The organism is Bacillus sp. C-3-6 (assembly GCF_054509685.1).
The window spans coordinates 5,121,791-5,147,734 of record NZ_CM137247.1; the positions used below are offsets into that span (position 1 = coordinate 5,121,791).

Genomic DNA, 25,944 nt, shown 5'->3' on the forward strand with positions numbered 1-25,944 from the left:
GTTTCAACTCTTTTCTCTATCTACAATCTTTGCCAGTGGAAATAAAATACGTATATACTAGATACGGAATCTATGAAAGAGGTTGATATAATGAAGACATTTCTTTCCGCCTTACAATGGGCACTATTTATTTTAGCTGGAAGCCTTATTGTACCAATTAGTGTCGCAACTAGTTATGGTCTTGATGGCGCTGAAGCCATTGCATTCGTACAAAGAACATTATTTGTTCTAGGCTTTGCTGGTCTCTTGCAAGCTATATTTGGGCATAAACTTCCTATTCAAGAAGGTCCTGCTGGCCTTTGGTGGGGAATTTTCTCCCTTTACGCAAGTTTAGGCGTCGTATTATTTGGATCAAGCAATGAGACACTTAAAGTTCTTCAATATGCTTTCTTATTAAGCGGTATTATTTGTATTATTCTTAGCGTTTTTGGACTTATTGATAAACTCGTTCGCTATTTTACACCGACAGTCATTGGAACGTATTTATTTCTTCTTGTCGCGCAACTCAGTGGCTCCTTCTTAAAGGGAATGTTTGGCCTTGATGGAAAACATACAGAAGTACAACCTAACGTATTTATTCTTTCACTCATTGTTATTTTACTATCCTTTTTCATCATGAAGCTACCTATTATTGGACAATATTCCGTTCTTTTCAGTATCATATGCGGCTGGATATTATTCGCATGCTTCGGATTATCTAATCCAATAACACCAGTGACAGACATAATTCGTTTTCCGTCCTTATTTGTTTTCGGCATGCCTCGTGTTGAATGGAACATGGTAATTACGGTCATATTTGTTACACTCTTACTTCTAACAAATATGTTAGCAAGTATTCGCGTTGTACAAAAGGTTGTCTCTAAATATGAAGAAAATGCTGCATCAGATCGTTTTAAACAAGCCGGCATTATAACAGGAATCAACCAATTGCTAGGCGGCCTGTTTTCAGCTATTGGACCTGTCGCTATTTCTGGATCAGCAGGTTTTATTGCAACGACTAATATTTATAAACGTCTCCCTTTTATATTAGGGTCAAGCTTTATTATTGTCGTTAGTATATTCCCAAAGATTACTTCATTCTTTGCAGCGATCCCTGTTGCAGTTGGTTATGCCGCTATTTATCCTGTATTCGCAAGCATGATTGGCCTCGCCTTTCGAGAATACGAAACTGTCCAGAATAAAGAACAATTATTTAAAGTAGCCGGTCTTTCAATCTTCACAGGAGTCGGAGTTATGTTTGTTCCAGCAGGAGCATATTCCACACTTCCACCATTTCTAGCATCTTTTTTAAGTAACGGTCTCGTTCTTGGATCTGTAATGGCCATTTTGCTAGAAATACTATTTTCTCGTTCCACAGCAAAACAAATATCGTAAATTGGAAAACTTCCATTATTGCACTCTACCTTTAGAGTTGTTACGATAAAATCAAACTTGAATCATTGGGGTTTTATCCATCCCCAATGATTATTAACCGATATTATGAGCAACACACTCATAATGATTTATCTACTTCTTTTCAAAGAGGTTTGATGTCTTACTATTATTCCTCAACATCTTCATGAACATGTATTTTGATTTCAATTAAAGAAAGGAATTTTCTATATGACTTATAAAATGATTGTTTTAGATTTAGATGATACTTTATTACGTGATGACCATACTATTTCACCTCGTACGAAAGAAGCGTTAATGACCGCACAAGAGCAAGGGGTAAAGGTTGTACTTGCTTCTGGACGTCCAACGTTTGGTATGCGCAATGTAGCCAAAGAACTTCGCTTAGAAGAATACGGCAGTTTCATTCTATCTTTTAATGGCGCAAAAATTATTAACTGTAAAACAAACGAAGAAATCTTTAGTAGTACACTATCTCCTGAAATCGTTCACAACCTATTTGAAATTAGTAAAACTGAAGATGTATGGATTCATACTTATATGGGCGATGATATCGTAACGGAAGAAAATAATCCTTATACTCAAATTGAGGGCGATATTACTGGTATGCCAATTGTTGTAGTAGATGACTTTAAAGCCGCAGTTAAAGAGCCTGTAGTAAAAGTATTAATGAATAAAGAAGCTGAACGCCTTGTTGAAGTTGAAAAGAAACTTCAACAACAACTAGAAGGCCAATTAAGCGTGATGCGTTCGAAACCATTCTTCTTAGAATTTACTGAAGCCGGTGTTACAAAAGGAACGAGCTTAAACAAACTGATTCAAAAGCTTGGCATCAAGCGTGAAGAAGTTATCGCAATGGGCGATAGCTATAACGACCAAGCAATGATTGAATTTGCTGGTCTTGGTGTTGCAATGGGCAATGCACCTGATGATATTAAAGAAATTGCAAACTACGTAACAGATACAAATATGAATGATGGTGTTGCAAAAGTTGTAGAGAAATTCGTTTTAAAAACGGATGTACTTGTTTAATATTTTCATTCACAAAACCTATTTGAAGTCAAATACTTCAAATAGGTTTTTATTTAAATTCTCATGCTTTTGTGACTATATTTTGAACTTTGCACTATTCTCGTAGTGTAAACTTTCTTTTTGTATATAATGAAACAAAATAGACTATTTTATTTTGAAAAAGAATACAAATTTACTATATACAAGCATACGTTAAAGGAGGCTACTTTATGTTATCTACACCAATCGGACGATTAAGAGCAATTGGACTAGTTGAGGGTATTTCTTTCCTATTACTATTATTTGTAGCAATGCCATTGAAATATTTCGCAGGATTTGCAACAGCTGTTAAAATTACAGGCATGGCTCATGGTGTTCTGTTTATTCTATTCATCTTTGCAGTAATTCAAGTAACAATCGTACACCGTAAATCAATTTTATGGGCACTTGGAGCATTTGTTTCATCAGTTATCCCATTTGGTACTTTTGTACTAGATGCAAAATTAAAGAACGAACAACAATAATAAAAAGGTAGTTAACGACTGTTAACTACTTTTTCTATTTATAAATTTGGAATTTCCCAATCAATTTCTCTTTCTCCCATATTAGCTAAAATCGTATTTACTTTAGAGTATGGCTTACTACCAAAGAAACCACGTCTTGCCGATAATGGGCTTGGATGTACAGATTCGATAATATGATGATTCGGATTCGTAATTAACTTCTTCTTCGCCTGCGCATGGCGCCCCCACAATATGAAAACAACTGGCTTTGCACGTTCGTTCAACAGTTCAATCACACGATCTGTGAAGTGCTCCCATCCTTTTCCCTTATGAGAATTTGCTTCGCCTTGACGAACTGTTAATACGGTATTTAGTAGTAATACTCCTTGTTCCGCCCATTTTACTAAATAACCGTTATTCGGGATTTCATAACCATATTCATCTCGAAGTTCTTTATACATATTTAACAATGATGGTGGTGTTTTAACATCAGGTTGTACAGAAAAACTTAAACCATGCGCTTGATTCGGTCCATGATATGGATCTTGTCCTAAAATAACAACCTTTGTATTTTCATAACTTGTATACTGAAGAGCGTTAAAAATATCTTCTACCTTCGGATAAACAACATGCGTGCTGTACTCTTCTGTCAAAAAACTGGATAGAGTACGATAATACTCTTTCTCAAATTCTGGTGCCAATAATGGTCCCCAATCATTCTTTAAAACATTTTCCATACTGTCACTTCCTGTCTAATTAATTCAACATATCCTGTTTTGTAAATACTAAGAACGAAATAATAAGGGAAACAACTGCCCAAACAGTTAAATTCATCAAAGAAAATCCCATTGATAAGCCTTGTAATGCAGGTAATTTTCCTGATAAATAATCCGTTAATGATAAATTCACGCTAAAAATATATTTCGCACCTTCCCAAGATGTTGCGAATGAGCTTAAGATACCTCCTGCAATTAATGCAGCTAGCATAACGCCCATACCAGCTGGTGTATTACGAATTAAAACAGAGACCATAAATGATATAGTTCCGACAACGATAGCAACAAACCAGGCTAGTCCATACGCCATTAAGATGTATTGCCACTGCGGAATAAGATGCACAAAGTTCGTATTTAACGTTTCTTTATCAATGACGAATCCTGTTAAAACAGGTAAATTCCATCCCGAGTATCCAAATACAAGCCCTGATAATATGTAAGCAAACAAACCTACAAGAAACAGTATGAGCGAAATGAAAAATAACATCGTCACGTATTTACTAAGGAGTATTTTCCAGCGCCGAATCGGCCGCGTAAGTAACATCTTCATTGTCCCATCACTTCGTTCTCCTGAAACGATATCAATAGCGACAATCATTACGAGAAGCGGAATAAACAATGTAATTCCTTGTTCAATAAATGCTCTGACAAAAGTCGGTGCACCCGGTGCCATCGGGTTAATATCATGATCTAAATAATATTGTTGTTGCTCAACTCTTACCTTTAACCAATCACGCCATTCTTCTGGCAACCTAGAATTGTTCAACCGGTTCTGAGAATCAACAATTTGCTGTTGCAATGAAACCTTCCAATCAGTTGTACCGAGTCTTTTTTGTGTCGTTTCTATTTCACGATACTGCGCGTACACAAAAAGCGGGATCAAGATTGCTAAAATAAGCATGACAACAAAAATACGTTTCTTACGGTAAATTTTTTCTGATTCATTTAAAACTAGATTCGCAAATTCACGCATGCTGCTCACCCCTTGTGAGTTCAATAAATAAATCTTCTAGCGTAAATACAAGCTCCTTAACGCTATGTACATCTATTTCATTTTCTACAAATTTTTTATTCCAACTACTTATAGATGCAATATCCATGCGGCATAGTAATCGCTCGCCTTTTACACTCACTTCTCTTATTTCCTCGGCCGCTTCTAGCATATCTTTCGCCTTAGAAATTGGTGTAACAATCCATTCTACACGATCACTTGCTGTTTTAATTAATTCTTCAACCTTGGCAACTGTTATCATCTTTCCTTTATGAATAATAGCAACGCGATCGCATATCATTTGCACTTCACTTAGCAAGTGACTTGAAATAAACACGCTCATATTTTCTTCTTTCACAAGCTTATGTATAAATTCCCTAAGTTCTCTAATCCCTGCTGGATCTAAACCATTCGTTGGCTCATCTAATATAAGCAATTTAGGATTCCCAAGGAGCGCCTGTGCAATTCCAAGGCGTTGTTTCATACCAAGTGAGTACGTTTTTACCTTGTCATGAATTCTTTCATCTAAATGAACCATTTCAGCAATTTCAATAATACGTTCATCTGATATATCACCTAACATACGAGCAAATTGCTTTAAATTTTCCCATCCTGTTAAATATGTATACAACTCTGGGTTTTCAACGATACTCCCAATTTGACGCATCGCTTCTCTGAAATTTTCCTTAATCGAATAACCACCGATAGAAATCTTACCTTCTGTCGCCTTAATCAATCCGACTAACATTCGAATGGTAGTCGTCTTTCCAGCACCGTTTGGTCCTAGGAACCCGAACACTTCTCCTTGCTTTACATCAAAGGAAATATTCTCTACAAGAGTCTTGTTTCCAATTACCTTCTTCAAGTCTCGTACGGAAAGTATCGTCGTCATTTTACCCCTCCTTGTTCTAGTTTTAATTTACTTACAACATTTTGAACTAAACGTTCTGCCATATACGTATAACCTACTTCATTCGGATGAAAATGATCAGAGTATAATAAATCTTTCCCGCGGTTTTGGAATAAATCAAATGTCGGTGTAATATACACATTTTTATCGTTTAGCGCTAACTTCTCTAAAGATGCATTCCAGTCCACAACAATGTTTGAAGACCCTTTTAAATCTTCTACATCTTCAAAAGGATTGTATAAACCAAGCCAAAAAATCGGACTATTTGCATTTAATTTACGAATTTCTTCTATAATTTTCTTTGCTTCATTTTGAAACGTTTCTGTATCAGGACGATACGTCTCTAAATCTATTTTCCCGAGCGATTCCCAGCCTGGGAACAAATCATTCCCGCCAATCGTTAACACGATTACATCTGCTTGCTTAATTGAATATTGAGCGCCACTACTCTCAATTTGTTTTAATAAATCGGGCATTTTTGCACCACTAACTGCTAAATTTGTTAATGCAATTTTTTGCTTATAATCTTTTTGTAAATCCTCTTTCATTCGCCCAACATAGCCAATTCCTTCTTTATCACCAACGCCACGCGTTAATGAATCACCTAAACTAACGATTTGTAACGTTCCCGTTTTCTTTTTCTCTTTTGCCACTACATCGGTCTTTTTAATTAAATTTGAAGCTTTCGGATTTAATACATCATTTACACCTGAAACAAAGCCATATGCAAATAAACAGAAAGATGCAATTGTAATGAGTAGAATTACTTTTACTACTTTTGATCTCATATCAAAACCCCTTTTAGCCCTCATAGATTGTCCATAATTATACCAAACGAAATTTTGAAAAGCGATTTTCACACCTTCTCAATTATGTCGTTTCTCTATCTACTAACTCTGGTAATAACTCTACATGCTTCACATCTAATTTCTCTTCATTAATCTTTTCATATAATAATTCAAACGCTTTCACTCCAACGTTTTTACTAGAATGCGAAATCGTCGTTATACCCAATATATCTGCCACCTCTTGATCATCACACCCGATAATCGTAATATCCTCTGGAATACGAATTCCTTGTTTTTTTGCTTCTGTAACCATCCCCGCTGCAATATGGTTACAAGATACAAGGAACGCCGTCGGTTTTACTGACATATGAGCCCATTCTCTAATTACATTGCGTCCATCTTCCACTGTAAAACATCCCTCAAATTTCCAGGTCTCTAACGGTGTTACGATACTCTGTTGAAGCGAATCTTCGTATGCCTTCTTTCGTCTTTGGCTATTAACGCTATTACTTCTTCCAATACAATATCCAATACGTGTATGACCGGCATCTATTAAGCTTTTCATCCCACGTGAAAATACTTTGTAGTAATCGATATGGACACTTGAAATATACTTCGAATCTATTTCTTCACACATAACAATCGGGCCGAATTTCGTATATTCTTCAAGCTTCTCTTTACTATTTGTCCGAGAACAAATAATAACCCCATCAAGCTTTTTCATTTTTAACATATTTAAAATTTCTAGTTCTCTTTCTTCGCTATAATTTGTCTGGCAAAGCATCATATTATAATTATTCTTTGCTGTTTCTTTTGATATCCCCTCGATAATAGCACTATAATATTGATCATTTACGTGTGGCAATAAAACGCCAATTACATTCGTTTTTCCTTTCACTAAATGAATTGCATTCACGTTTTGCGTGTAATTTAATTTTTCTATAATTGCTAAAATTTCTTTTCGTTTCTGTTCATTTACGTACGGATGATTATTTAGTACACGTGAAACAGTTGAAACAGATACTCCAGCAAGTTCAGCAATCTTTCTTATATTTGTCATCTCATTTTCCCCTTCTCACAAAAATTCTCCCTTGACCTGGTAAGCTTTCCACAATATATCCTTTCCTAGCAAATACATTTAGAAAGGATATACAACTATGCTTCGATTCAAATTAGAATATATATTTTTCATTGGCGGTTTACTCATTCTTGCCATCGGTATTAATATGATGACAACAATTACTTCCTTTGGACTTAGTCCTTATGATTCCTTCTTTATTGCACTATATCAAAATTTTGGGATAAGCATTGGTTTTTGGATTTTCATGATTAACTTTGCCTTTACACTTATCGTACTCTTTTGGAATAAAAAACAAATTACAATCGGTACAATTGTAACGATGGTTCTTATTTCTCTTTTTGTTGATTGGATTGGTTCCATTACAACTATTATGGACGCTATCCGCTCTCTTCCAAAATATATAACACTTATTTGCGGAAATCTATTCGTTGGAGCTGGAATTGGTCTTTACGTCTCTACAAACCTTTGCGCAGCGCCTCAAGAAGCTTTCGTTTTAACGGTTGCTGAAAAGAAAAAATGGACGTTTAGAAGAACAGAGATTTCATTAGCCTTTTTATTTTTAACGTTAAGCTTTTTATTAGATGGACCTATCTATTTTGGAACAATCATCTTATCCTTTACAACAGGCTGGATTATCCAAGCATTTATTCAAGTTGGTACGCAGATTTTAAATAGAAAAGAGCCTATTAAGCAAGCTGCTTAATAGGCTCTTTCTGTTTTATGGTAAGAGATACTACTTAGCATCCCCTTCAATTCGATAGTTCGCTTTCAAACAATCGATTTCTTCATACCCTTGCAACGTATGTAGAATATAATCATAATCAGCAAGAGACGCACGATGCGTTACAATTACAATTTCAGCCTTTCCTTTCTCTTCAAGCGGCATTTGAATAATCTTTTCAAAGCTAACGCCACGCTCAGAGAACAATGAAGTAATTTTTGCAAATACACCAATTTCGTCTTTTACATGAAGTCTTAAAAACTTTTTCACGACAATTTCGTCTGGCTCTTTTAATACTTTTTGATATTGTGGGACTACAGCACTATTTCCTGTTACCCCTAATCTAATATTTTGCATTACAGCAACTAAATCCGAAACAACAGCTGTCGCTGTCGGTAAACTTCCTGCGCCTGGTCCATAAAACATCGTTTCTCCAACTGCTTCACCGTACACATACACAGCGTTATATTCATTTTGTACTGCCGCAAGAGGATGTGTATTTGGAAGTAAAGTTGGTTCAACTGTAACCTCCAATTTTTCACCATCTCGTTTTGCAAGACCGATTAATTTAATTGTATAACCTAAGCTCTTACTGTATTCAATATCTTCCTCTGTAATAGAGGTAATCCCTTTTACTTTCACATCTCCAAGCTCTACATTTGTAGAGAAACCGAGAGTAGCTAAAATCGTCATTTTTCTTGCTGCATCTAAACCTTCTACGTCTGATGTTGGATCTGCTTCTGCAAATCCAAGTTGTTGGGCTTCTTTTAACACGTCGTTATATGCTCTCCCTTCGTCTGACATTTTCGTCAAAATAAAATTTGTCGTTCCATTTACAATTCCCATTACTTTCGTAATAAGATCTGAAGAAAGTCCTTCTACGATACTGCGTAAAATTGGAATTCCTCCTGCCACACTCGCCTCATAGAATAAATCAGCCTTATTATCTTTTGCTGTCGCTAATAATTCAGCTCCATGTAATGCCATTAAGTCTTTATTTGCAGTTACAACATGCTTTCCGCTTTTTAAAGCTTGTAAAATATATGATTTTGCATCATCAATGCCACCCATCACTTCGATGACAACATCAATATTTGGATTATCTAAAATTTCATTTGCATCTTGTGTTAATAGAGTAGAAGGTACCTCTACCTCTCTCTCTTTCTCAATGTTTTGCACTAATACTTTCGTTACCTTAACTGGACAACCTACTTGGTGTATGAGTCGTTCTTGATGATCCGTAATAATACGAACCACACCACTGCCAACTGTCCCAAGACCTAATAACCCAACTTGAATTTCTTTCATAGTACTGTCCACCCCTCAAAAATTGTGTTTAGATGAAATTATATGAGTAAAAAATCTGAAAAACAATGTATTTTGAACATTCGGAAAAATATAAGTTAATCTTTACAAGGAAAACGTTGCCACGTGTTACACAATCTTTCTTTACAATATATAAGGGGTTTCTTGATACACGTAATAATTCAACCAATTAGAAAACAATAAATTACCATGACTCCTCCACCTAACAAGCGGCTTTTCATCTGGATTATTATGTTTAAAATAGTTTTTTGGCACATCAATATTTAATCCCTTGTCACGATCTCGTTCGTATTCTTGTTTTAACGTCTCACAACTATATTCGCTATGTCCAAGGGCAAAAACTTGCCTTCCTTCTGGCCCAATAACAAGGTGAACACCTGCTTCTTCAGAGTTTGCTAACAATGTTAATTCTTTCACTTCTCTAATATCATTCTCTCGTACTTCTGTATGACGAGAATGCGGAGCAAAAAACAATTCATCAAATCCTTGTAACAATTTCACATGTTGCTCGCAAACCTCATGTTCAAATACACCGAACATTTTTTCCTTAAGGGGATACTTTGGAACACCATAATGATAGTACAAACCAGCCTGTGCCCCCCAGCAAATATGGAGCGTAGATGTTACATTCGTTTTTGAATACTCCATAATACGTTTAAGCTCTTCCCAATAATCTACTTCTTCAAAAGAAAGAGTTTCAACTGGTGCTCCTGTAATAATGAGCCCATCAAATTTTTCATTTTCAATATCACGAAACGTTTTATAAAAGCTCGTTAAATGGTCCTGCGCTACATTACGAGACAGATGTGATTCCATATGAAGTAAATGAACATCTAATTGCAACGGTGTGTTTCCAATTAAGCGAAGTAATTGTGCCTCTGTGTCTTGCTTCGTTGGCATTAAATTTAATATAGCAATTTTCAAAGCGCGTATATCTTGTGTTTCTGCTCGCTCCTTCGTCATTACAAAAATATTTTCTTTTTGCAACACTTTGCGAGCCGGTAAATCTTTATCAATTATGATCGGCATGTGTTTTGCCTCCAACTAGAGCTGCTTCCAAATCTGCAATAATATCAGAAACATCTTCTATACCAACCGATAAACGAATTAAATCAGATGTAACACCAGCTAACCGCTGATCTTCAGCATTTAATTGTCTATGCGTCGTACTAGCGGGATGTATAACGCAAGTTCGTGCATCAGCTACGTGTGTTACAAGAGTTGCTAGTTTTACATTTGCAATAAATTCTTTTGCTGCTTCTAATCCCCCTTTAATACCAAATGTTAAAACCCCACTAGCACCTTTTTTCAAATACTTTTGTACTAACGAGTAATTTTCATTACTATCTAATCCCGGATAATTCACCCATTCAATACGTTCATGATTAGCAAGCCACTTAGCAACTGCCAGAGCATTTTCGCTATGACGCTCCATTCGTAAATGCAAAGTCTCTAAGCCAATATTGCTAATATATGCATTGAATGGGCTCATACAATTTCCATAATCTCTTAATAGTTGAACACGTGCTTTCACAATATATGCTGCTGCACCAAAGTTTTGAACGTAACTTACACCGTGATAACTTGGATCTGGTTCAACAAGCTCAGGATATTTTCCATTTGTCCAATCAAAGTTTCCACCGTCAATTACAATACCGCCTAAAGAGCTCGCATGCCCATCGATATATTTAGTCGTAGAATGAACAATAATATTTGCCCCATATTCAAACGCTTGGCATAAATAAGGAGTTGCTAATGTATTATCAACGATAAAAGGTACCTCTAATTCTTTAGCGGCAGCTGAAAATTCTTTGAAATTTAAAACATTCATCGCTGGATTTCCTAATGATTCTGCATAGATAAGTTTCGTCTTATCGTTAGCAAGTGCCGTAATTTCATCTGCCGTTAAATTTGGATTAAAGAACGTAACATCAATGCCAAGCTTACGTAAACTCACCCCAAATAAATTAAACGTTCCCCCGTAAACAGTTGAAGAGCAAAGTAAATGATCCCCACTACTACAAATATTTAAAACTGCGAGCATAATAGCTGCTTGCCCAGAAGCCGTTGCAACAGCTCCTACACCGCCTTCTAAATCTGATAACTTCTGCTCAAATGCGGCTAGAGTAGGGTTTCCAATACGCGTATAAATATATCCTTCTGCCTCTAAGTTAAATAGAGCTGCTAAATCATCCGAAGTATCGTATTTATAAGTTGTGCTTTGATAAAGTGGTAAAACACGTGGTTCACCATTCTTTGGCGTATAGCCACCTTGCACACAAATCGTTCCTTTTCCCCATGATTCTCCCATCTCTCATTCTCCTTTCTTTTATACAAAATAAAAAACTGCCCCTTTCCTGAAAACAAGAAAGGAGCAGTTTGAAAACACGCTCTAAAGGCTCTTTCTTATCTCTCAGGATTACTACCTGCAGGATTTGGCACAATTCCGTTATACGGCTATACGGCTGTTGCCAAGGTTTCATCGGGCCTGTCCCTCCACCTTTTCTTGATAAGACTATGCAATTACCGTTGATTTTATAGCAATAATTTCCTAATGTCAAACAGTTTTTCTGAATGTTCTAAAATAAATGTTAACAGTTTCATATAAAGCAACAAAAGAAATATATTCTAGTCTATTTCAAAAAAGACCTTTAAAAAACTCAAATCAGTCTATAAAATTAAATAAGTAATTTAACCTATAAATTCAAATTCTCTAAAATTCAGCCTATATGTTGAATAGGCGGTCCTCTCAAAAAGATACTATATATATTCAATCCATTTTCCACTAGTATATTTCACTTTTTCCCTACTAAGATTTACATAACGGAGGTATAACATGACAAATAAAAAAGATATGCAGTACATACTTGCTCTATATGGCATTCTTCTAGGATCTATAGTAGGAGCTACAGTCTGGTTATTTTTAGTCACAATAAATATTGGAATCCACTTTATTTGGGGATACTTGCCTGAAGTTCTCTCTTATCCCTCTTATTACACCCTTTGCGTAACAATAATTGGCGGGGTCCTCGTTGGTCTATCACAAAAATATTTCGGTATATATCCACGCCTTATGCCTGAAGTGATGACTGAATATAAAAAAACTGGTCGAATCGAATATCGCTTTGTCCATCAGGCTACTTTAACAGCGATTATTGTTTTAATTTTCGGAGCTAGTCTTGGTCCAGAAGCCGCACTAGTTGGAATTATAGGCGGACTGTGCACATGGGTAGGGGATCGCTTTAAATTTGCCTTAAAGGGTATGAATGAGCTAACCGAGATTGGAATTGGCGCTACTTTAAGTGTCATTTTTAACGCACCATTATTCGGTTATTTAGCACCGAATGAAAATGAGGGGGAACAAATTGCTGCTTTTTCTAAAGGAAAAAAGGCAATTGTATACTTAGCTACTACTTTCGCAGGTTTTTCTGTTTATTTACTACTGAGTAAACTCGATAATCGTGGATCCTTTATTGTTGATTTCGGGGAAGGTGCACTTTCTTTCAATGAATGGATCGCATTTCTTCCACTTGCTAGTATCGGTGCTATAGTTGGTTTCTTTTATTTCAAGTTAGAATTCACATTAGAGAAGTTAATTCACCCTTTTAGGGAATACAAGCTGACACTCGGAATTATCGGTGGCATTTTATTAGGAATTGCAGGAACTTTTCTTCCGTACACATTATTTTCAGGGGAACATCAATTAAAAGAGTTAGTTGTTGAATGGAGCCATTTATCTTTTTGGATACTACTTCTTTCAGGGATTTTAAAGTTGTGTATTACTGCCGTTTGTTTGAACACAGGGTGGCGGGGTGGACATATCTTCCCAATTATATTTTCTGGGTCAAGTATCGGATACGCTGTAGCATCTATTCTTCCTATAGATCCAGTAGCATCCGTTGCTATCGTAACGACAGCAATTTCAAGCTATGCGTTACGAAAGCCAATAGCTATAACATTACTATTACTTATGTTTTTCCCGCTTAATTTACTATTGCCCATGCTTGGTGCAGCTGCTATCGGGAATGCCTTTCCACTCCCAAAACATAACGAAAATAAAAATTAATAAAAATAGGCAGTGGGGACGAAAGCTCCACTGCCTATTTTTTTATTACACATGCTGCTTTAATAACGCTTCTAACTCCTCAAAATTATGCACTTCATATGTCGGTATAATCCCACTATCATTTAATTTCCTTTCTGGATTAAACCAACAAGTATCAATTCCCGCTACATATCCACCTTTAATATCAGCGCTTAATGAATCACCAATAATCAGCCCTTCTTCAGGTGCAAAGTTAGGAATCCGTTCAAAAACATAATCAAAATACTCTTTCATCGGCTTTTGAAAACCTGTATCTTCCGAAACAAAAACATCTTTAAACAATAAATGTAACCCTGCATTACGCAAACGTTTATCTTGCGTCTTAGAAACACCATTTGTCACTATATACAACTCATACTCCCCTTGAATTTGATTTATAAATTCAAACGCACCTTGCATGAGTTGATTTCCTTCTTCTAAGTAGTTACGGTAATTATTTTCGAATAATATTCCGTCTACTTCTTCTCCATACTCTTGAAACAACAGAGAGAATCGTGTATTTATAACTTCCTTGCGTGATAGTTCACCTTTTTCAAAAGCATCCCAAAGACCTTTATTTATTTTTTTATAACGAGCCTCTATCTCGTCTGTTAAAGGGATTCCCTTCTCTTCAAAAAGCACCCGTAAAGCCATTTTTTCAGCCTTTTGGAAATCTAATAATGTATCATCTACATCAAATAGCAATGTTTTATATTTTTTCATAAATTCATCACACTCTCTTTTCTACAAAAACAAATTTACATAAATCGTATCATTCCTTCTTGTAAAGATAATAGGAGATATCTCATACTATACATAGGGGTGAAAATATGAAAATCAGCAAAAATGAGGAAGAAATTTATCAATACATGCAAATCCATCAATTCCATACCCTATTTTCATTTCATGTCTTGCCATATGTAGAGCTGCATTCTTTTCAAACGAAAGAGATGATATGTAGCGAAGGAAATGCTCTCCCTTATCTCTATTACTTAATTTCTGGGAAAGCAAAAATATATATGAGTCATAAAAACGGGAAGGTTTCATTAATTAATTTTATTCAAGCACCATCTTTTATCGGGGAATTAGGATTAATAGGAGTAGAAAATATTACTAAGTCCGTTGAAGTACTAGAAGATTGTGTTTGTTTGGCACTTCCTCTTAAAGATTGTCAGCAACTTTTATTACAAGATGCAACGTTTTTACAGCACTTATGCAAATTTATTGGAGAAAAGACAATTACTCGCACTGAAAATTACGCAAAAAACTATAGTTATCCTTTTGAAAATCGATTAGCTGCTTTTATTTTATTAACAGAACAAAATAATTGTTATATAGAAAAGCATACTGAGGCCTCGGAATATTTAAATATCAGCTACCGTCATCTTTTATATGTATTAAATCAGTTTTGCCAACAAAATTACTTAAAAAAAGACGGAAGAACCTATTACATACGAGATCGAATTCAATTAAAAAAACTTGCTGATGAACTAAAAATATAAAAAAAGCAGCATTAACGTTTACATGTTAATGCTGCTTTTTCGAGTGACGATTATAATTTTAATTAAAATTTACTTGCTACTTTAGCTGCTTCTTCAAGACCTGTAGCAATGATTTCTTCTGCTTTATCTGGGAATTGGTTATGTCCTTCAATAATTACTGTTTCCATGTTTGTTGCGCCGAAGAAGCCCATCATACTTGCTACATATTTAACAGCCATTTCTACCTCAGCTGCTGGACCTTCTGAATATACGCCGCCTCGTGCATTTAATAATGCAATCTTCTTATCACCGATTAGGCCAACTGGACCCTCTGGCGTGTATTTGAACGTTTTACCAGCACGGTTTAAATAATCAATATATGTGTGTAGCACCGCTGGAATCGTTAAGTTCCATAATGGGAAGCCGAAAACAACTTTATCAGCTTCTAGGAATTGATTTAAATACTTATCAGCAACTGCTACTGCTTTTTCCTCTTCTTCTGTTAAATCAAATCCTTTACCTGCCTTGAATGTACCATTGATCATGTCTACACCTACATATGGTAATTCTTCTTTATATAAATCCAGTTCTACTACTGTATCATTTGGGTGTGCTTCTTTATAGTTTGCTAAAAATGCCTCATATAATTTTACACTAACTGCTTGTTCCGCTGGACGGTTGTTTGCTTTAACGAATAAAACTGTTGCCATTATTTCTTCCTCCTAGTACTCACTCTTATGTTGTTATATGCTTTCAAAAAAGGTATCCCTTGTAATTGTTGTTTTGTTGCTTACAAACATATTTTATCTTTATATCAAGACAATTTCGTCCTCACATAGACGTATTTTTCCATAAAAAAAGTCCACCTTCTAAAGGCGAACTAGGTCTTACGACTTTTGTCTTATACAATTCCATTTTTCACTGCATATAACGCCGCTTGCGTACGATCGGATAAATTTAATTTACTCAAAATGCTACTTACATGCGCCTTAACCGTCTTTTCTGTAATAACTAAAACAGATGCAATTTCCTTATTGCTCATCCCTTTTGCTAATAGTTGCAACACCTCATTTTCTCTCGCTGTTAGCACATCCACTTGAATAGAATGTTCTTCTTCCTTTTCTTCTACAGGTAATGTTTGAGAGAGAAGAGCATTTGCTATATCCGGATGTAATTGAATATTACCTTTATATGCACTTCGAATAGCCTCAACAAGCTGATCCGGTTCTACATCTTTTAAAATATACCCACTTGCTCCAGCCCGTAATGCAGGTAACACATGCGCCTGATCAGAAAAGCTAGTTAATACAATTACTTTCACATTTGGATACTCTTTTTTAATATATGCCGTCGCCTCAACACCATCCATTTCAGGCATATATAAATCCATTAATATAACATCAGGATTTGTTTCTCCTACTTTCACTAACGCTTCTTTCCCATTATTCGCTTCTCCAACTAAATCTAAATCTTCCTGTGTACTTAAGAAAAACGCTAATCCTTTTAAAACAACTGTATGATCATCAACTAACAATACTTTTATTTTCACAAACTTCCCTCATTTTCACATCATAATGGTACATTTACTTTTACGCTCGTTCGTTTATTACTACTTACAATTTTAATTGTTCCACCAACTAATTCTACTCTTTCACGCATCGTAGTCATACCTAGTGATTTCTTTTCTTTTATATTCTTTTCCACAAAGCCCTTTCCTTGATCAACTATTTCTAATGATACATTTTTCTCATTCACTGTAAAATAAATCGTCGCTTCTTTTACACCTGCATGCTTACTTACATTGTTCAGTGCTTCTTGGCCAATGCGCCATAAAGCTTCTTCTACTACACGAGGTAAATCACGAACACCCGTAACTTGCTCCCTAATTTTCAGTCCCAAATTTTCACCGTACTGCTTTAGAGCTGGCAATAATCCTTTTTCTAATCCTGCCGGACGAAGCTGCCAAATTAATGTCCTCATTTCTTTCAAAGCTCCTTGTGCAAGTTCACGCATCTCATGCAAAGATTGATCTACCTTTTCATTTTTACCTTTTAAAACTGCCTCGGCGCCTTTTGTCATGAAGGTTAATGAAAATAATTTTTGCGAAACAGAATCATGTAAATCTCTTGCTAATCGGTTTCTTTCTTCCATTCGTACAAGTTCACGGCGCTGCTCGTTTAACCTCAAATTCTCTATTATTAACGAAACATGGTTTGATAGCGCTTGAATTACATCTATTGTATTAGCATCAAACTCTCCATTATTCAAGCTAACACATAAAACACCAAATATATGGTTTTGAATATGTATTGGCGTAGCAATAACAGTTTGATTTAGATGCACATTATGCCCTATTTGATGTTTTATTAGAACTGGTTCATCTTGCTCTAACGCCTTGTTGGCCGCCTCTTTTACATCCTCTTGTAACTCTTCCTGAACGTAAGACGCTCGCAGAGATAATTCTTTTTCCTCCCTAATAAAAAGCGCTACTTGATTCCATTGAAATACTTCACCTACGTGATTTACCACCTTTTCAGGTAATACATTAAACTTATGAATCGTTTTTAAATCTTGAATGAAACGCTCTAATTTCACATAATAATGTGCTCTTCTTTTTTCATTTTCATATAATTTTGTTCGCTTTAAAGCCGTACCAATTTGGAAAGCAACCGATTGGAGTAATACTAATTCTTCTTCCGAAAAATGTGTTTTACCCGGACTTGCAACATTTAACAACCCAAATTTTTCTCCTCCAGCTTTTAAAGGAACCGTAGCATGATGAAGAATGCCCTCCGTATCTCCCCAATTATATTCAATTGCATTATTAATTCTTTTACATTCAATAATATTAACGGCTCTCTCTAATTTCCCATCTACAAAACCTCGTAAACACCAACACTCACCTTCGCACATCGGGCGTTTATTTTCATATGTAAGTGCCTCTGGTAATTGGTAATCAATCAATTTCGTATACTTCCCATTTTCATCTGCAAGAAAAATCCATCCTGTCGTTAAGCCTGTCACACTTAGTAATTTCTCTAGGACAGCTTGCAATACATGATACGTATCATTTGATGTATTTAATGTTTCTGCAATTTCCTTTAATATAACTAATTCATTTGTACGATTATCTCGAAACATACTCAGTCTCCTGCATACAAGATTTTAAATAGCTCTTAAAATAAATCATCTACTTTTCACTTTGTACTTATTCGTAACATTGATATAATGGTGAAAACATAGTTTTCATTATATCACTTGAGGGGGCTTTCATAATGACATTAAATAAAGCACTTACTATCGCTGGTTCTGACACAAGTGGCGGTGCTGGTATACAAGCAGATTTAAAAACATTCCAAGAACTTGGCGTATACGGAATGACATCTCTTACAACAATCGTAACGATGGATCCACATAACGGTTGGGCACATAACGTATTTCCAATCCCAGCTTCTACATTAAAACCACAATTAGAAACAACAATTGAAGGTGTTGGCATAGATGCTTTAAAAACAGGTATGCTTGGATCAGTAGAAATTATTGAAATGGTTGCAGAAACAATCGAAAAGCACAATTTCAAAAATGTAGTAGTTGACCCTGTTATGGTATGTAAAGGTGCAGATGAAGCATTACATCCTGAAACGAACGATTGCTTACGTGATGTTCTTGTGCCAAAGGCATTAGTTGTAACGCCAAACTTATTTGAAGCTTACCAATTAAGCGGTGTGAAAATTAATTCTCTTGAGGACATGAAAGAAGCAGCGAAGAAAATCCACGCTTTAGGTGCCAAATACGTACTAATTAAAGGCGGAAGCAAACTTGGTACGGAAACTGCAATCGACGTCCTATATGATGGAGAAACATTCGAACTTCTAGAATCAGAAAAAATCGATACAACCAATACACACGGTGCAGGTTGTACATATTCTGCTGCAATTACAGCAGAACTTGCAAAAGGAAAACCTGTGAAAGAAGCAGTAAAAACTGCTAAAGAATTCATCACAGCTGCTATTCGTTACTCATTCAAAATTAACGAATACGTAGGTCCAACTCACCATGGTGCATATCGTAAATTCGTTGTATCAAAAGAACTTGTCTAATATATAAATAAAAACACTCACAAGGTTCATACATTGACTCTGTGAGTGTTTTTTATAAGCTTTATGTCTTCTGGTCATCTTATCTTTAAGATGCAGAGCTGACCTTATTTCTACCATTTCGTTTCGAGTAGTATAACGCATCATCCGCCGCTTGAATAAATTGCTCTGATGACCCTTCATACTCTGAAACCCCTACCGAAACCGTAATTTTTATTTTTGTTCCATCTAACAATTGAAATGGGTGACTTTCAACAGCTGTACGAATTTGCTCGCCCATACAAATTCCGTAAGCTAATCCCTTATTCGGTATCAAAAGCGCAAACTCCTCTCCACCCTTTCGAAAAGCCAAATCTGGAAATTGTGAAGTTTCTCGTAAAATACATCCTACTTGTTTTAACACTTCGTCCCCTGCAGGATGCCCGTACGTATCATTTACATACTTAAAGTGATCAATATCTATAAGGAGTAAACAAAGCGAATCATTTTTCATGTTCTTATTACTAATATGATGATTCATCTCTAAATCAAACTGTCTTACGTTTCCTAAACCTGTCAATGCATCTATCGTTGCGTATTGTTTCATCTTTTGAAATAATTCATTGGATTGTAAAACATAGTTTGTACTTACGAATGTTATGTAACCTGTAGTAATACTTGAAATTAAATATAGTACAACTACAGATATATCATTAAATAATATATACATCGGTACTATCAAAATAGAAAGGCAGTATACGTGTAACCATACTAACTTTAACGTAATCGAAGTTGGTATTCTTGCAATAAAGATAACACCAATTCCACTTAGTAAAATTGTATAGCAAGCCAATTCGGAAGCTAAAGAGTACTCAGTAAAAATTAGCCGAGTAATTAAAATTATAGTAACTGTTATACTACTAGCTACCGGACCTCCAACTATAATTGCCAAAATAACGGCTAAATAACGTAAATCCAACATAATATCTTCAATGTGTACACCAAAATGCATTAACAGTACACCTAATATTCCAGTAAAAATACCGATTACACACTTCTGCAAAAAAGAGAATTCTTCTTTTAACGGTTTATCCCTTAAAAGCTGACCTCCAACAAAAATAAAGGAAATAATAATTGTTGTATTTACAAATAAGTCCCTTAACATAAAATAATCTCCCTACTTTTCCATCTATCCCCTTCCTCACTTTATTGTATACGAAATCCCTATAATTCCCAAAGTTTTTTGTTTATTTTTTTGCTGTTCCACGTGAAACAGCAAAAAAAATAAAAAGGGCGAAAACTCGCCCTTTTTCATTAACAACAGCGTAATATTTTTCCACCCTTTGCGTTAAATCTTGCTTCTTGTGCCTCAGCAAAAAACTGCTTTTGACATACAATCTCTTCTTCTGGATGATGCTTTTTCATATGCTCTACGTATACTTCATAACTTGGTACCCCAACGAGCAAACTAATAAAGCGCTTCCTTTTCTCCCATACTTGCCACAGTTTTTTAAGCATAGTTCCTCGACTCACTTTCATCTCTAGGAATATATGGTGCCTCTTTTAACGGCATTGGCTTATTTCTTAATACTTGTATCCAAATTCGAAGTGCTGAAATTAACACAGCGATTACAACTATCATAAAAATCCCACAAAGCGCTGCATCGATATAATCATTAAAAATAATTTGCTTCATTTGAGCAACATTTTTAGCTGGTGCTAACACTTTCCCTTCATCTAGCGCTCCCTGAAACACCTTCGCGTGAGATAGAAATCCGATTTTAGGATTTTCATGAAATAGCTTTTGATAACCAGCTGTCATTGTTACAATAAGCAATCCCACAGTTGGAATAAGTGTTACCCAAACGTACGCCTTTTTCCCCATTTTGAACAAAATTGTCGTTCCAAGTAATAATGCGATACCCGCTAACATTTGATTTGCAATACCGAAAAGTGGCCATAATGTATTAATTCCACCGAGCGGATCTATTACCCCTTGGTATAGGAAATATCCCCACCCTAATACACATAACGTTGTAGCTATTACATTCGCTAATGTAGAATCTGTTTTCGCAAAAGGCTTATATACATGTCCTAAAATATCTTGAATCATAAATCGTCCTACACGAGTTCCTGCGTCAATCGTTGTTAAAATAAATAGGGCTTCAAAAAGAATGGCAAAATGATACCAGAATGCCATCATCGCCGTTCCACCTATTACTTGTGAGAAAATATATGCCATACCTATTGCTAACGTTGGTGCTCCACCTGTACGTGATAAAATTGTTTGCTCTCCAACATTTACAGCAAGTTCTTTTAATTCATTTGGTGTAATAGCAAATCCCCATGAAGAAATAACTTGAGCTGCCTGTGATACATCCGTACCAATAAGTGCCGCCGGACTATTAATCGCAAAATAAGTTCCTGGCGTTAATACACAAGCTGCAATCATTGCCATCGCCGCTACAAACGACTCCATTAACATTGCTCCGTAACCGATTGGCTGTGCGTGTCCCTCTTGCTCAATCATTTTTGGAGTTGTACCAGATGAAACGAGAGCATGGAATCCAGAGACCGCACCACAGGCAATCGTAATAAATAAGAACGGGAATAAATTACCGGAGAAAACAGGACCAGTTCCATCAATAAATTGCGAAACTGCTGGCATTTGTAAATTGGGTGCTACAATTAAAATACCAATCGCCAATCCAACGATTGTTCCAACTTTTAAAAATGTACTTAAATAATCACGTGGTGCTAATAGCATCCAAACTGGTAATGCAGATGCAATAAATCCATATACAATAAGCATAATAGCAATTGTTTCACCACTAAATGTGAACATACTTGCAAGTGTTGGATTTTCTGCTACATACTGTCCTCCAACAAGAGATAAAATAAGTAGGATAATACCAATTACTGACCCTTCTCCAACACGACCAGGCCTAATATAGCGCATATAAACTCCCATTAAAATAGCGATAGGAATAGTTGCTGCTATCGTAAACATTCCCCAAGGACTTCCGATCAGTGCCTTTACTACGACTAACGCTAATACTGCTAATAAAATAATCATAATTCCTAAAATACCTATCATTGCAATTAGTCCTGTAACAGGTCCAATCTCATCCTTAATCATTTCTCCTAACGATTTACCATTACGTCTCATCGAAGCAAATAAAATGACAAAATCTTGGACAGCCCCCGCAACAACTACTCCAACAATAATCCAAATGGTCCCTGGTAAATATCCCATTTGTGCTGCTAAAATCGGTCCTACTAAAGGTCCCGCCCCAGCAATCGCTGCAAAGTGATGTCCAAATAATACCCACTTATTTGTCGGAACATAGTCTTTCCCATCGTTTAATGTATGGGCTGGTGTTTGCCGATTATCATCTAAATTAAAAACCTTTCTCGCTATAAATCTACTATAAAAACGATAAGCAACTGCATACACACATACGGCAGCTACTAAGAGCCATACAGCATTAATGGTTTCACCTTGTGATAAAGCTATTACCCCAAAAGCACCTGCTCCTACTGCTGTAATAACGCCCCAAAGTAAGATCGATTTCAATGTCTTCACATACAATTCCCCCAATACTATTTCTTAGTGGAGATTGTACTAAATTTTCTGAATATTTAACTTGAATCCTCCTTATCATGAAGGATTTTCAGTTTATCATGTTAAAATACTCTCATTACCTACTATAATTCAATGTTATTTCGAAGGCGTTTTACATAATTACGACTGACTGGAATCGGTTGCTCATCATACCTATCTAAATACAAATTATACGTGCCATTATAATAAGGTTTCAGTTCTTTTACATATGACATATTAATTAAATAGCTTTTATGCACACGTAAAAAATCATATGCATTTAACTTATTTTCTAATTCCTGAAGTGTATATGTTGAAATATACTGATTATTCGTTGTGTAAATTGAAACAGTTTTATTTTCTTTATTTTTACTTACATATACGATATCTTCTGGAAGCATATATCGTATACCTTCTTGACTTTCTATCGGTAATTTCCGCAAATAACTCTTTGCTTTCTCACCTTGTTCTTTACCTATTTTATATAAAAGAAATTGTAAATCTTCTTCACGAAATGGTCGTAATAAATAATAAAATGCTTGGAAACGAAAAGCTGTAATAGATTCCTCTATGTTTTCACCTACAAAAATAAATTTTGTATAGCAATTTATTTCTCGTAATAAACTTGCATATTCAAAACCAGTACCATCTAGTAATTTGGAACTTAAAAAAACAAAGTCTGGTATATGTTTTTTCATCATAAATAAAGATTCTGTTCCTGTCTTTGCTTCAAAACATTCTACATTTCTCATATTTTCAGTGAAATTTTCAGCTAACTCTCTTCTCTCTTCTGCCTCTTCCATGATTAGTAAAATTTTCATTTCTTCAACCACCTAATTCTTTGTCCATATGTCCTGCTGTATACATTCGCTTTTATAAGAAATAATCCCTTTTTCTTACTATACCATTATTTATCTAAAAAAACAGAAAAAAGGAAACCCCTTCGGTTTCCTCTCCCCCTTTATCCTACATTAACTGCCTAGAAAGAGCCGAGTAGTGTAGGATAATAAACGATCAGGCATACATTTAAAATTTCACTTTATACTAATTCTCGTTGCTTCGTTTCTTGTCCAAGTATTACTACAGCGAATACACCAATTAAGATTGATCCGCAGAAAATCGTAAATATTAATGATAGTGAAGCTTCTGAGGCAACTAAATACCCCACTAATAGTGGTCCAAGAATACCACCAATACGCCCAAACGCTGCTGCCATTCCTGCACCTGTACCACGAATAACGGTTGGATACTGCTCAGGTGTATAGGCGTATAATGCTCCCCAAGCACCTAAGTTAAAGAAGGATAGTAACATACCTGCCACGATTAATACTGTTAATGAATCCGCAACCCCAAACAAATAGGCACTGCAAGCTGTCCCGATTAAATACGTAACCAAAACAAATTTACGACCGAGACGTTCAATAAACCAAGCAGCGGTGAAATACCCTGGAAGTTGAGCTAACGTCATAATAAGTACGTATTGGAAACTTTTTATTAAACTAAACCCTTTTAGCACCATTACACTCGGTAACCAAAGGAACATTCCATAATAGGAAAAGACAACACAAAACCATAGAATCCATAGCATAATTGTTGCTTTACGATATTCCCCAGACCAAACTGATTTTATATTTTCAATAACAGATGGTCTTTTTTCAACTTTTTGGAACCTTGGGGAATCCGGTAAATTCCATCTTAAATATAAAGCATATAGTGCTGGAACTGCACTCAATACCATCGCAACTTCCCAACCATATTTCGGAATAACAAAATACGAGATAAGAGCTGCAATTAACCACCCACCTGCCCAAAAACTTTCTAATAACACAACAATTTTCCCACGCTCATGTGCTTCAACACTCTCTGATACTAGTGTAGAGGCAACCGGAAGCTCTCCGCCAAGCCCCATACCGATTACAAAGCGTAAAACGAGAAACATCGCGAGTGTCGTCGTTAACGCAGTTAAACCACTACCGATAGAAAATAATAATAATGTAATAATAAAGACTGATTTTCGCCCTATTTTATCTGATAGTATCCCAAAAATAAGCGCTCCTACTGCCATACCGATTGAGTTAATACTACCTATCCAGCCCATTTCCTGGCTCGTTAATCCCCAATCCTTTTGCAAGGCTACCATTACAAATGAAAGCATTCCAACATCGATTGCATCAAATAGCCATCCAAGCCCAGCTATACCAAGTAGTTTGCGCTTCGAAATTTCTTTTACCTTGCCCACTAGAAGTCCTCCTCACACAGGTGTCTTTACACATCATTTTACATGTGTGAATTGTATAAGTAAAATACTTTTGTGTAAAAAATTTCTCCTTCATCATTCCCAAAAAGTAAAACGTCTATCCCGATTGGTGAGGGCTAATAATCAGTAGGGATGCCTCACTGATTAAAGTTTCAATTTATTAAAAATGAACAAATAAAAAAAGCAGCGATATTTCGCTACTTTTTCGAACGCATTACTTCTTTTAAAAATTCCGCTAATACTAACTGACGACGCCAGCGTGTTGGATTACTGCATAATCTATAAAACCACTCTAAATGAATCGCTTGAATCCATTTTGGTGCACGTTTTACCTCTCCAGCCCATACGTCTAAACTTCCGCCTACTCCAACAGCCATTTTCGTTTCTAAACGATGCTTATTGTTTTGGATAAAGTTCTCTTGTCTTGGGAAACCGAGTGCAACAAGTAATAAATCTGGTTTTGCTTCTTGAATGCGAGAAATAATATTCTCTTCGTCTTCTTGTTTAAAATAACCATCTTGTGTACCGGCGATGGATACAGCTGAATATGTCTTTGTTAAATGATCTGCTGCAGCTTGTACAACATGCGGCTTTGCACCTAATAAGAAAACAGATACTGGTTTACTATCTTCTGATAACTTCGCAAGTAAATTACACATTAAATCAAAACCTGCTACACGCTCTTTTAAAGGTGTACCAAGCATACCACTTGCCTTTACAACCCCAATACCATCAGGTGTAATTAAATCTGTATTCAATAATGTTTGATAGAACTTTTCATCCTTTTTTGCGCACATAACAATTTCAGGATTTGCTGTTACTACCTGAAACGTATGAGTTCGTTCCGCTTCTAGTTGTTCTTTTAAATATTGGACCGTTTCATCCATTGTCATTGTAGAAAAAGGAACGCCTAGAATATCAACTGTTTGTACTGCCATAGTTA

At 35.7% G+C, this 25,944-nt stretch carries 25 protein-coding genes and 1 riboswitch; of the genes, 7 read left to right on the top strand and 18 right to left on the bottom strand.

The genetic code is table 11. The features are described 5' to 3' along the window. The first annotated feature begins 90 nt into the window (after window positions 1-90). From ACW0JX_RS26355 to ACW0JX_RS26365, 3 genes are all read left to right on the top strand, one after another. Entirely contained in the window at window positions 91-1,374 is a 1,284-nt protein-coding gene (locus tag ACW0JX_RS26355) for a purine/pyrimidine permease (protein WP_157676175.1), read from the top strand. Between the two features lie 228 nt (window positions 1,375-1,602). After that, entirely contained in the window at window positions 1,603-2,424 is an 822-nt protein-coding gene (locus tag ACW0JX_RS26360) for a Cof-type HAD-IIB family hydrolase (protein WP_459245230.1), read from the top strand. A 209-nt stretch (window positions 2,425-2,633) separates the two neighbouring features. Beyond that, entirely contained in the window at window positions 2,634-2,927 is a 294-nt protein-coding gene (locus tag ACW0JX_RS26365) for a DUF3817 domain-containing protein (RefSeq protein ID WP_000953396.1), read from the top strand. A 38-nt stretch (window positions 2,928-2,965) separates the two neighbouring features. Here the strand turns inward: ACW0JX_RS26365 and ACW0JX_RS26370 are convergent, their stop codons facing one another. From ACW0JX_RS26370 to ACW0JX_RS26390, 5 genes are read right to left on the bottom strand one after another with little or no spacing between them, the layout of a single operon-like run. Next, entirely contained in the window at window positions 2,966-3,643 is a 678-nt protein-coding gene (locus ACW0JX_RS26370; protein ID WP_000432541.1) for a uracil-DNA glycosylase, read from the bottom strand. A gap of 19 nt (window positions 3,644-3,662) precedes the next feature. Then, window positions 3,663-4,655: an ABC transporter permease subunit gene (locus tag ACW0JX_RS26375; protein WP_001206475.1), complete on the bottom strand. Its 993-nt coding sequence runs from the start codon at window positions 4,653-4,655 to the stop codon at window positions 3,663-3,665. Then, on the bottom strand, window positions 4,648-5,565 hold the full coding sequence (locus ACW0JX_RS26380) for an ABC transporter ATP-binding protein (RefSeq protein ID WP_000207730.1): 918 nt from the start codon (window positions 5,563-5,565) through the stop codon (window positions 4,648-4,650). Before ACW0JX_RS26380 ends, ACW0JX_RS26375 begins: the two co-directional genes overlap by 8 nt. Continuing rightward, window positions 5,562-6,443 (bottom strand): SGNH/GDSL hydrolase family protein, encoded by an 882-nt coding sequence (locus ACW0JX_RS26385; protein WP_015055217.1) that lies wholly within the window; start codon window positions 6,441-6,443, stop codon window positions 5,562-5,564. The genes ACW0JX_RS26380 and ACW0JX_RS26385 overlap by 4 nt, the downstream gene beginning before the upstream one ends. A 10-nt stretch (window positions 6,444-6,453) precedes the next feature. Next, window positions 6,454-7,431, bottom strand: a complete 978-nt coding sequence (locus ACW0JX_RS26390) for a LacI family DNA-binding transcriptional regulator (RefSeq protein ID WP_000181998.1) — start codon at window positions 7,429-7,431, stop codon at window positions 6,454-6,456. A 97-nt stretch (window positions 7,432-7,528) separates the two neighbouring features. Between ACW0JX_RS26390 and ACW0JX_RS26395 the strand changes: the two genes are divergently transcribed. Then, window positions 7,529-8,155, top strand: coding sequence for a YczE/YyaS/YitT family protein (locus tag ACW0JX_RS26395; protein ID WP_000943411.1), 627 nt, complete (start codon window positions 7,529-7,531; stop codon window positions 8,153-8,155). Between the two features lie 30 nt (window positions 8,156-8,185). On the opposite strand, the gene ACW0JX_RS26400 is transcribed toward ACW0JX_RS26395, so the two are convergent. The 3 genes from ACW0JX_RS26400 to ACW0JX_RS26410 all read right to left on the bottom strand — a co-directional run bounded on the left by ACW0JX_RS26400 (window position 8,186) and on the right by ACW0JX_RS26410 (window position 11,810). After that, complete coding sequence (locus ACW0JX_RS26400) at window positions 8,186-9,481, bottom strand: homoserine dehydrogenase (RefSeq protein ID WP_000659109.1); 1,296 nt, start codon at window positions 9,479-9,481, stop codon at window positions 8,186-8,188. A gap of 141 nt (window positions 9,482-9,622) precedes the next feature. Then, the gene (metA, locus tag ACW0JX_RS26405) at window positions 9,623-10,528 is read right to left on the bottom strand and encodes a homoserine O-acetyltransferase MetA (RefSeq protein ID WP_001121531.1); all 906 of its coding nucleotides are present in this window, start codon (window positions 10,526-10,528) and stop codon (window positions 9,623-9,625) included. Further along, a complete protein-coding gene (locus ACW0JX_RS26410) occupies window positions 10,512-11,810 on the bottom strand; it encodes a bifunctional O-acetylhomoserine aminocarboxypropyltransferase/cysteine synthase (protein ID WP_459245231.1) in 1,299 nt (432 codons plus the stop codon). Before ACW0JX_RS26410 ends, metA begins: the two co-directional genes overlap by 17 nt. Before the next feature lie 92 nt (window positions 11,811-11,902). Then, window positions 11,903-12,015, bottom strand: a riboswitch (SAM riboswitch). 320 nt (window positions 12,016-12,335) lie between these two features. Here ACW0JX_RS26410 and ACW0JX_RS26415 point away from each other — a divergent pair. Next, entirely contained in the window at window positions 12,336-13,565 is a 1,230-nt protein-coding gene (locus tag ACW0JX_RS26415; protein ID WP_428880605.1) for a chloride channel protein, read from the top strand. Between the two features lie 45 nt (window positions 13,566-13,610). Here the strand turns inward: ACW0JX_RS26415 and ACW0JX_RS26420 are convergent, their stop codons facing one another. Further along, window positions 13,611-14,306: a YjjG family noncanonical pyrimidine nucleotidase gene (locus ACW0JX_RS26420; RefSeq protein WP_459245232.1), complete on the bottom strand. Its 696-nt coding sequence runs from the start codon at window positions 14,304-14,306 to the stop codon at window positions 13,611-13,613. Between the two features lie 107 nt (window positions 14,307-14,413). On the opposite strand from ACW0JX_RS26420, the gene ACW0JX_RS26425 reads away from it, so the two are divergent. Beyond that, window positions 14,414-15,085, top strand: coding sequence for a transcriptional regulator YeiL (locus tag ACW0JX_RS26425; RefSeq protein ID WP_197242334.1), 672 nt, complete (start codon window positions 14,414-14,416; stop codon window positions 15,083-15,085). A 62-nt stretch (window positions 15,086-15,147) separates the two neighbouring features. Here the strand turns inward: ACW0JX_RS26425 and ACW0JX_RS26430 are convergent, their stop codons facing one another. The 3 genes from ACW0JX_RS26430 to ACW0JX_RS26440 all read right to left on the bottom strand — a co-directional run bounded on the left by ACW0JX_RS26430 (window position 15,148) and on the right by ACW0JX_RS26440 (window position 18,205). Further along, the gene (locus tag ACW0JX_RS26430) at window positions 15,148-15,774 is read right to left on the bottom strand and encodes an FMN-dependent NADH-azoreductase (RefSeq protein ID WP_459245233.1); all 627 of its coding nucleotides are present in this window, start codon (window positions 15,772-15,774) and stop codon (window positions 15,148-15,150) included. A 191-nt stretch (window positions 15,775-15,965) separates the two neighbouring features. Continuing rightward, window positions 15,966-16,613 carry a response regulator gene (locus ACW0JX_RS26435; RefSeq protein ID WP_063549203.1) on the bottom strand — a complete coding sequence of 216 codons (648 nt, stop codon included), beginning with the start codon at window positions 16,611-16,613 and terminating at the stop codon, window positions 15,966-15,968. A 20-nt stretch (window positions 16,614-16,633) separates the two neighbouring features. Continuing rightward, the gene (locus ACW0JX_RS26440) at window positions 16,634-18,205 is read right to left on the bottom strand and encodes a GAF domain-containing sensor histidine kinase (protein WP_000488131.1); all 1,572 of its coding nucleotides are present in this window, start codon (window positions 18,203-18,205) and stop codon (window positions 16,634-16,636) included. A gap of 134 nt (window positions 18,206-18,339) precedes the next feature. Here ACW0JX_RS26440 and pdxK point away from each other — a divergent pair, with 134 nt between their 5' ends. Continuing rightward, complete coding sequence (gene pdxK, locus ACW0JX_RS26445; protein ID WP_459245234.1) at window positions 18,340-19,164, top strand: pyridoxine/pyridoxal/pyridoxamine kinase; 825 nt, start codon at window positions 18,340-18,342, stop codon at window positions 19,162-19,164. Window positions 19,165-19,249: 85 nt separating this feature from the next. Here pdxK and ACW0JX_RS26450 read toward each other — a convergent pair whose 3' ends face one another. From ACW0JX_RS26450 to ACW0JX_RS26475, 6 genes are all read right to left on the bottom strand, one after another. Continuing rightward, on the bottom strand, window positions 19,250-20,305 hold the full coding sequence (locus ACW0JX_RS26450) for a GGDEF domain-containing protein (protein ID WP_459245235.1): 1,056 nt from the start codon (window positions 20,303-20,305) through the stop codon (window positions 19,250-19,252). A gap of 149 nt (window positions 20,306-20,454) precedes the next feature. Further along, complete coding sequence (locus ACW0JX_RS26455) at window positions 20,455-20,658, bottom strand: YbdD/YjiX family protein (RefSeq protein ID WP_459245236.1); 204 nt, start codon at window positions 20,656-20,658, stop codon at window positions 20,455-20,457. Continuing rightward, complete coding sequence (gene cstA, locus ACW0JX_RS26460; protein ID WP_023523603.1) at window positions 20,651-22,726, bottom strand: carbon starvation protein CstA; 2,076 nt, start codon at window positions 22,724-22,726, stop codon at window positions 20,651-20,653. The genes ACW0JX_RS26455 and cstA overlap by 8 nt, the downstream gene beginning before the upstream one ends. 122 nt (window positions 22,727-22,848) lie before the next feature. After that, complete coding sequence (locus ACW0JX_RS26465; RefSeq protein ID WP_000698259.1) at window positions 22,849-23,565, bottom strand: LytR/AlgR family response regulator transcription factor; 717 nt, start codon at window positions 23,563-23,565, stop codon at window positions 22,849-22,851. A 218-nt stretch (window positions 23,566-23,783) separates the two neighbouring features. Next, complete coding sequence (locus tag ACW0JX_RS26470; RefSeq protein WP_459245237.1) at window positions 23,784-24,983, bottom strand: MFS transporter; 1,200 nt, start codon at window positions 24,981-24,983, stop codon at window positions 23,784-23,786. A 215-nt stretch (window positions 24,984-25,198) separates the two neighbouring features. Then, window positions 25,199-25,939, bottom strand: a complete 741-nt coding sequence (locus ACW0JX_RS26475; protein WP_000290751.1) for a WecB/TagA/CpsF family glycosyltransferase — start codon at window positions 25,937-25,939, stop codon at window positions 25,199-25,201. Between the last annotated feature and the right edge of the window lie 5 nt (window positions 25,940-25,944).

Bases quoted from the DNA above. Each gene is read 5' to 3' on its own strand.
- ACW0JX_RS26355 (WP_157676175.1), top strand. From the start codon at position 91: ATGAAGACATTTCTTTCCGCCTTACAATGGGCACTATTTATTTTAGCT.
- ACW0JX_RS26360 (WP_459245230.1), top strand. From the start codon at position 1,603: ATGACTTATAAAATGATTGTTTTAGATTTAGATGATACTTTATTACGT.
- ACW0JX_RS26365 (WP_000953396.1), top strand. From the start codon at position 2,634: ATGTTATCTACACCAATCGGACGATTAAGAGCAATTGGACTAGTTGAG.
- ACW0JX_RS26370 (WP_000432541.1), bottom strand. From the start codon at position 3,643: ATGGAAAATGTTTTAAAGAATGATTGGGGACCATTATTGGCACCAGAA.
- ACW0JX_RS26375 (WP_001206475.1), bottom strand. From the start codon at position 4,655: ATGCGTGAATTTGCGAATCTAGTTTTAAATGAATCAGAAAAAATTTAC.
- ACW0JX_RS26380 (WP_000207730.1), bottom strand. From the start codon at position 5,565: ATGACGACGATACTTTCCGTACGAGACTTGAAGAAGGTAATTGGAAAC.
- ACW0JX_RS26390 (WP_000181998.1), bottom strand. From the start codon at position 7,431: ATGACAAATATAAGAAAGATTGCTGAACTTGCTGGAGTATCTGTTTCA.
- ACW0JX_RS26395 (WP_000943411.1), top strand. From the start codon at position 7,529: ATGCTTCGATTCAAATTAGAATATATATTTTTCATTGGCGGTTTACTC.
- ACW0JX_RS26400 (WP_000659109.1), bottom strand. From the start codon at position 9,481: ATGAAAGAAATTCAAGTTGGGTTATTAGGTCTTGGGACAGTTGGCAGT.
- metA (WP_001121531.1), bottom strand. From the start codon at position 10,528: ATGCCGATCATAATTGATAAAGATTTACCGGCTCGCAAAGTGTTGCAA.
- ACW0JX_RS26410 (WP_459245231.1), bottom strand. From the start codon at position 11,810: ATGGGAGAATCATGGGGAAAAGGAACGATTTGTGTGCAAGGTGGCTAT.
- ACW0JX_RS26415 (WP_428880605.1), top strand. From the start codon at position 12,336: ATGACAAATAAAAAAGATATGCAGTACATACTTGCTCTATATGGCATT.
- ACW0JX_RS26420 (WP_459245232.1), bottom strand. From the start codon at position 14,306: ATGAAAAAATATAAAACATTGCTATTTGATGTAGATGATACATTATTA.
- ACW0JX_RS26425 (WP_197242334.1), top strand. From the start codon at position 14,414: ATGAAAATCAGCAAAAATGAGGAAGAAATTTATCAATACATGCAAATC.
- ACW0JX_RS26430 (WP_459245233.1), bottom strand. From the start codon at position 15,774: ATGGCAACAGTTTTATTCGTTAAAGCAAACAACCGTCCAGCGGAACAA.
- ACW0JX_RS26440 (WP_000488131.1), bottom strand. From the start codon at position 18,205: ATGTTTCGAGATAATCGTACAAATGAATTAGTTATATTAAAGGAAATT.
- pdxK (WP_459245234.1), top strand. From the start codon at position 18,340: ATGACATTAAATAAAGCACTTACTATCGCTGGTTCTGACACAAGTGGC.
- ACW0JX_RS26450 (WP_459245235.1), bottom strand. From the start codon at position 20,305: ATGTTAAGGGACTTATTTGTAAATACAACAATTATTATTTCCTTTATT.
- ACW0JX_RS26455 (WP_459245236.1), bottom strand. From the start codon at position 20,658: ATGCTTAAAAAACTGTGGCAAGTATGGGAGAAAAGGAAGCGCTTTATT.
- ACW0JX_RS26465 (WP_000698259.1), bottom strand. From the start codon at position 23,565: ATGAAAATTTTACTAATCATGGAAGAGGCAGAAGAGAGAAGAGAGTTA.
- ACW0JX_RS26475 (WP_000290751.1), bottom strand. From the start codon at position 25,939: ATGGCAGTACAAACAGTTGATATTCTAGGCGTTCCTTTTTCTACAATG.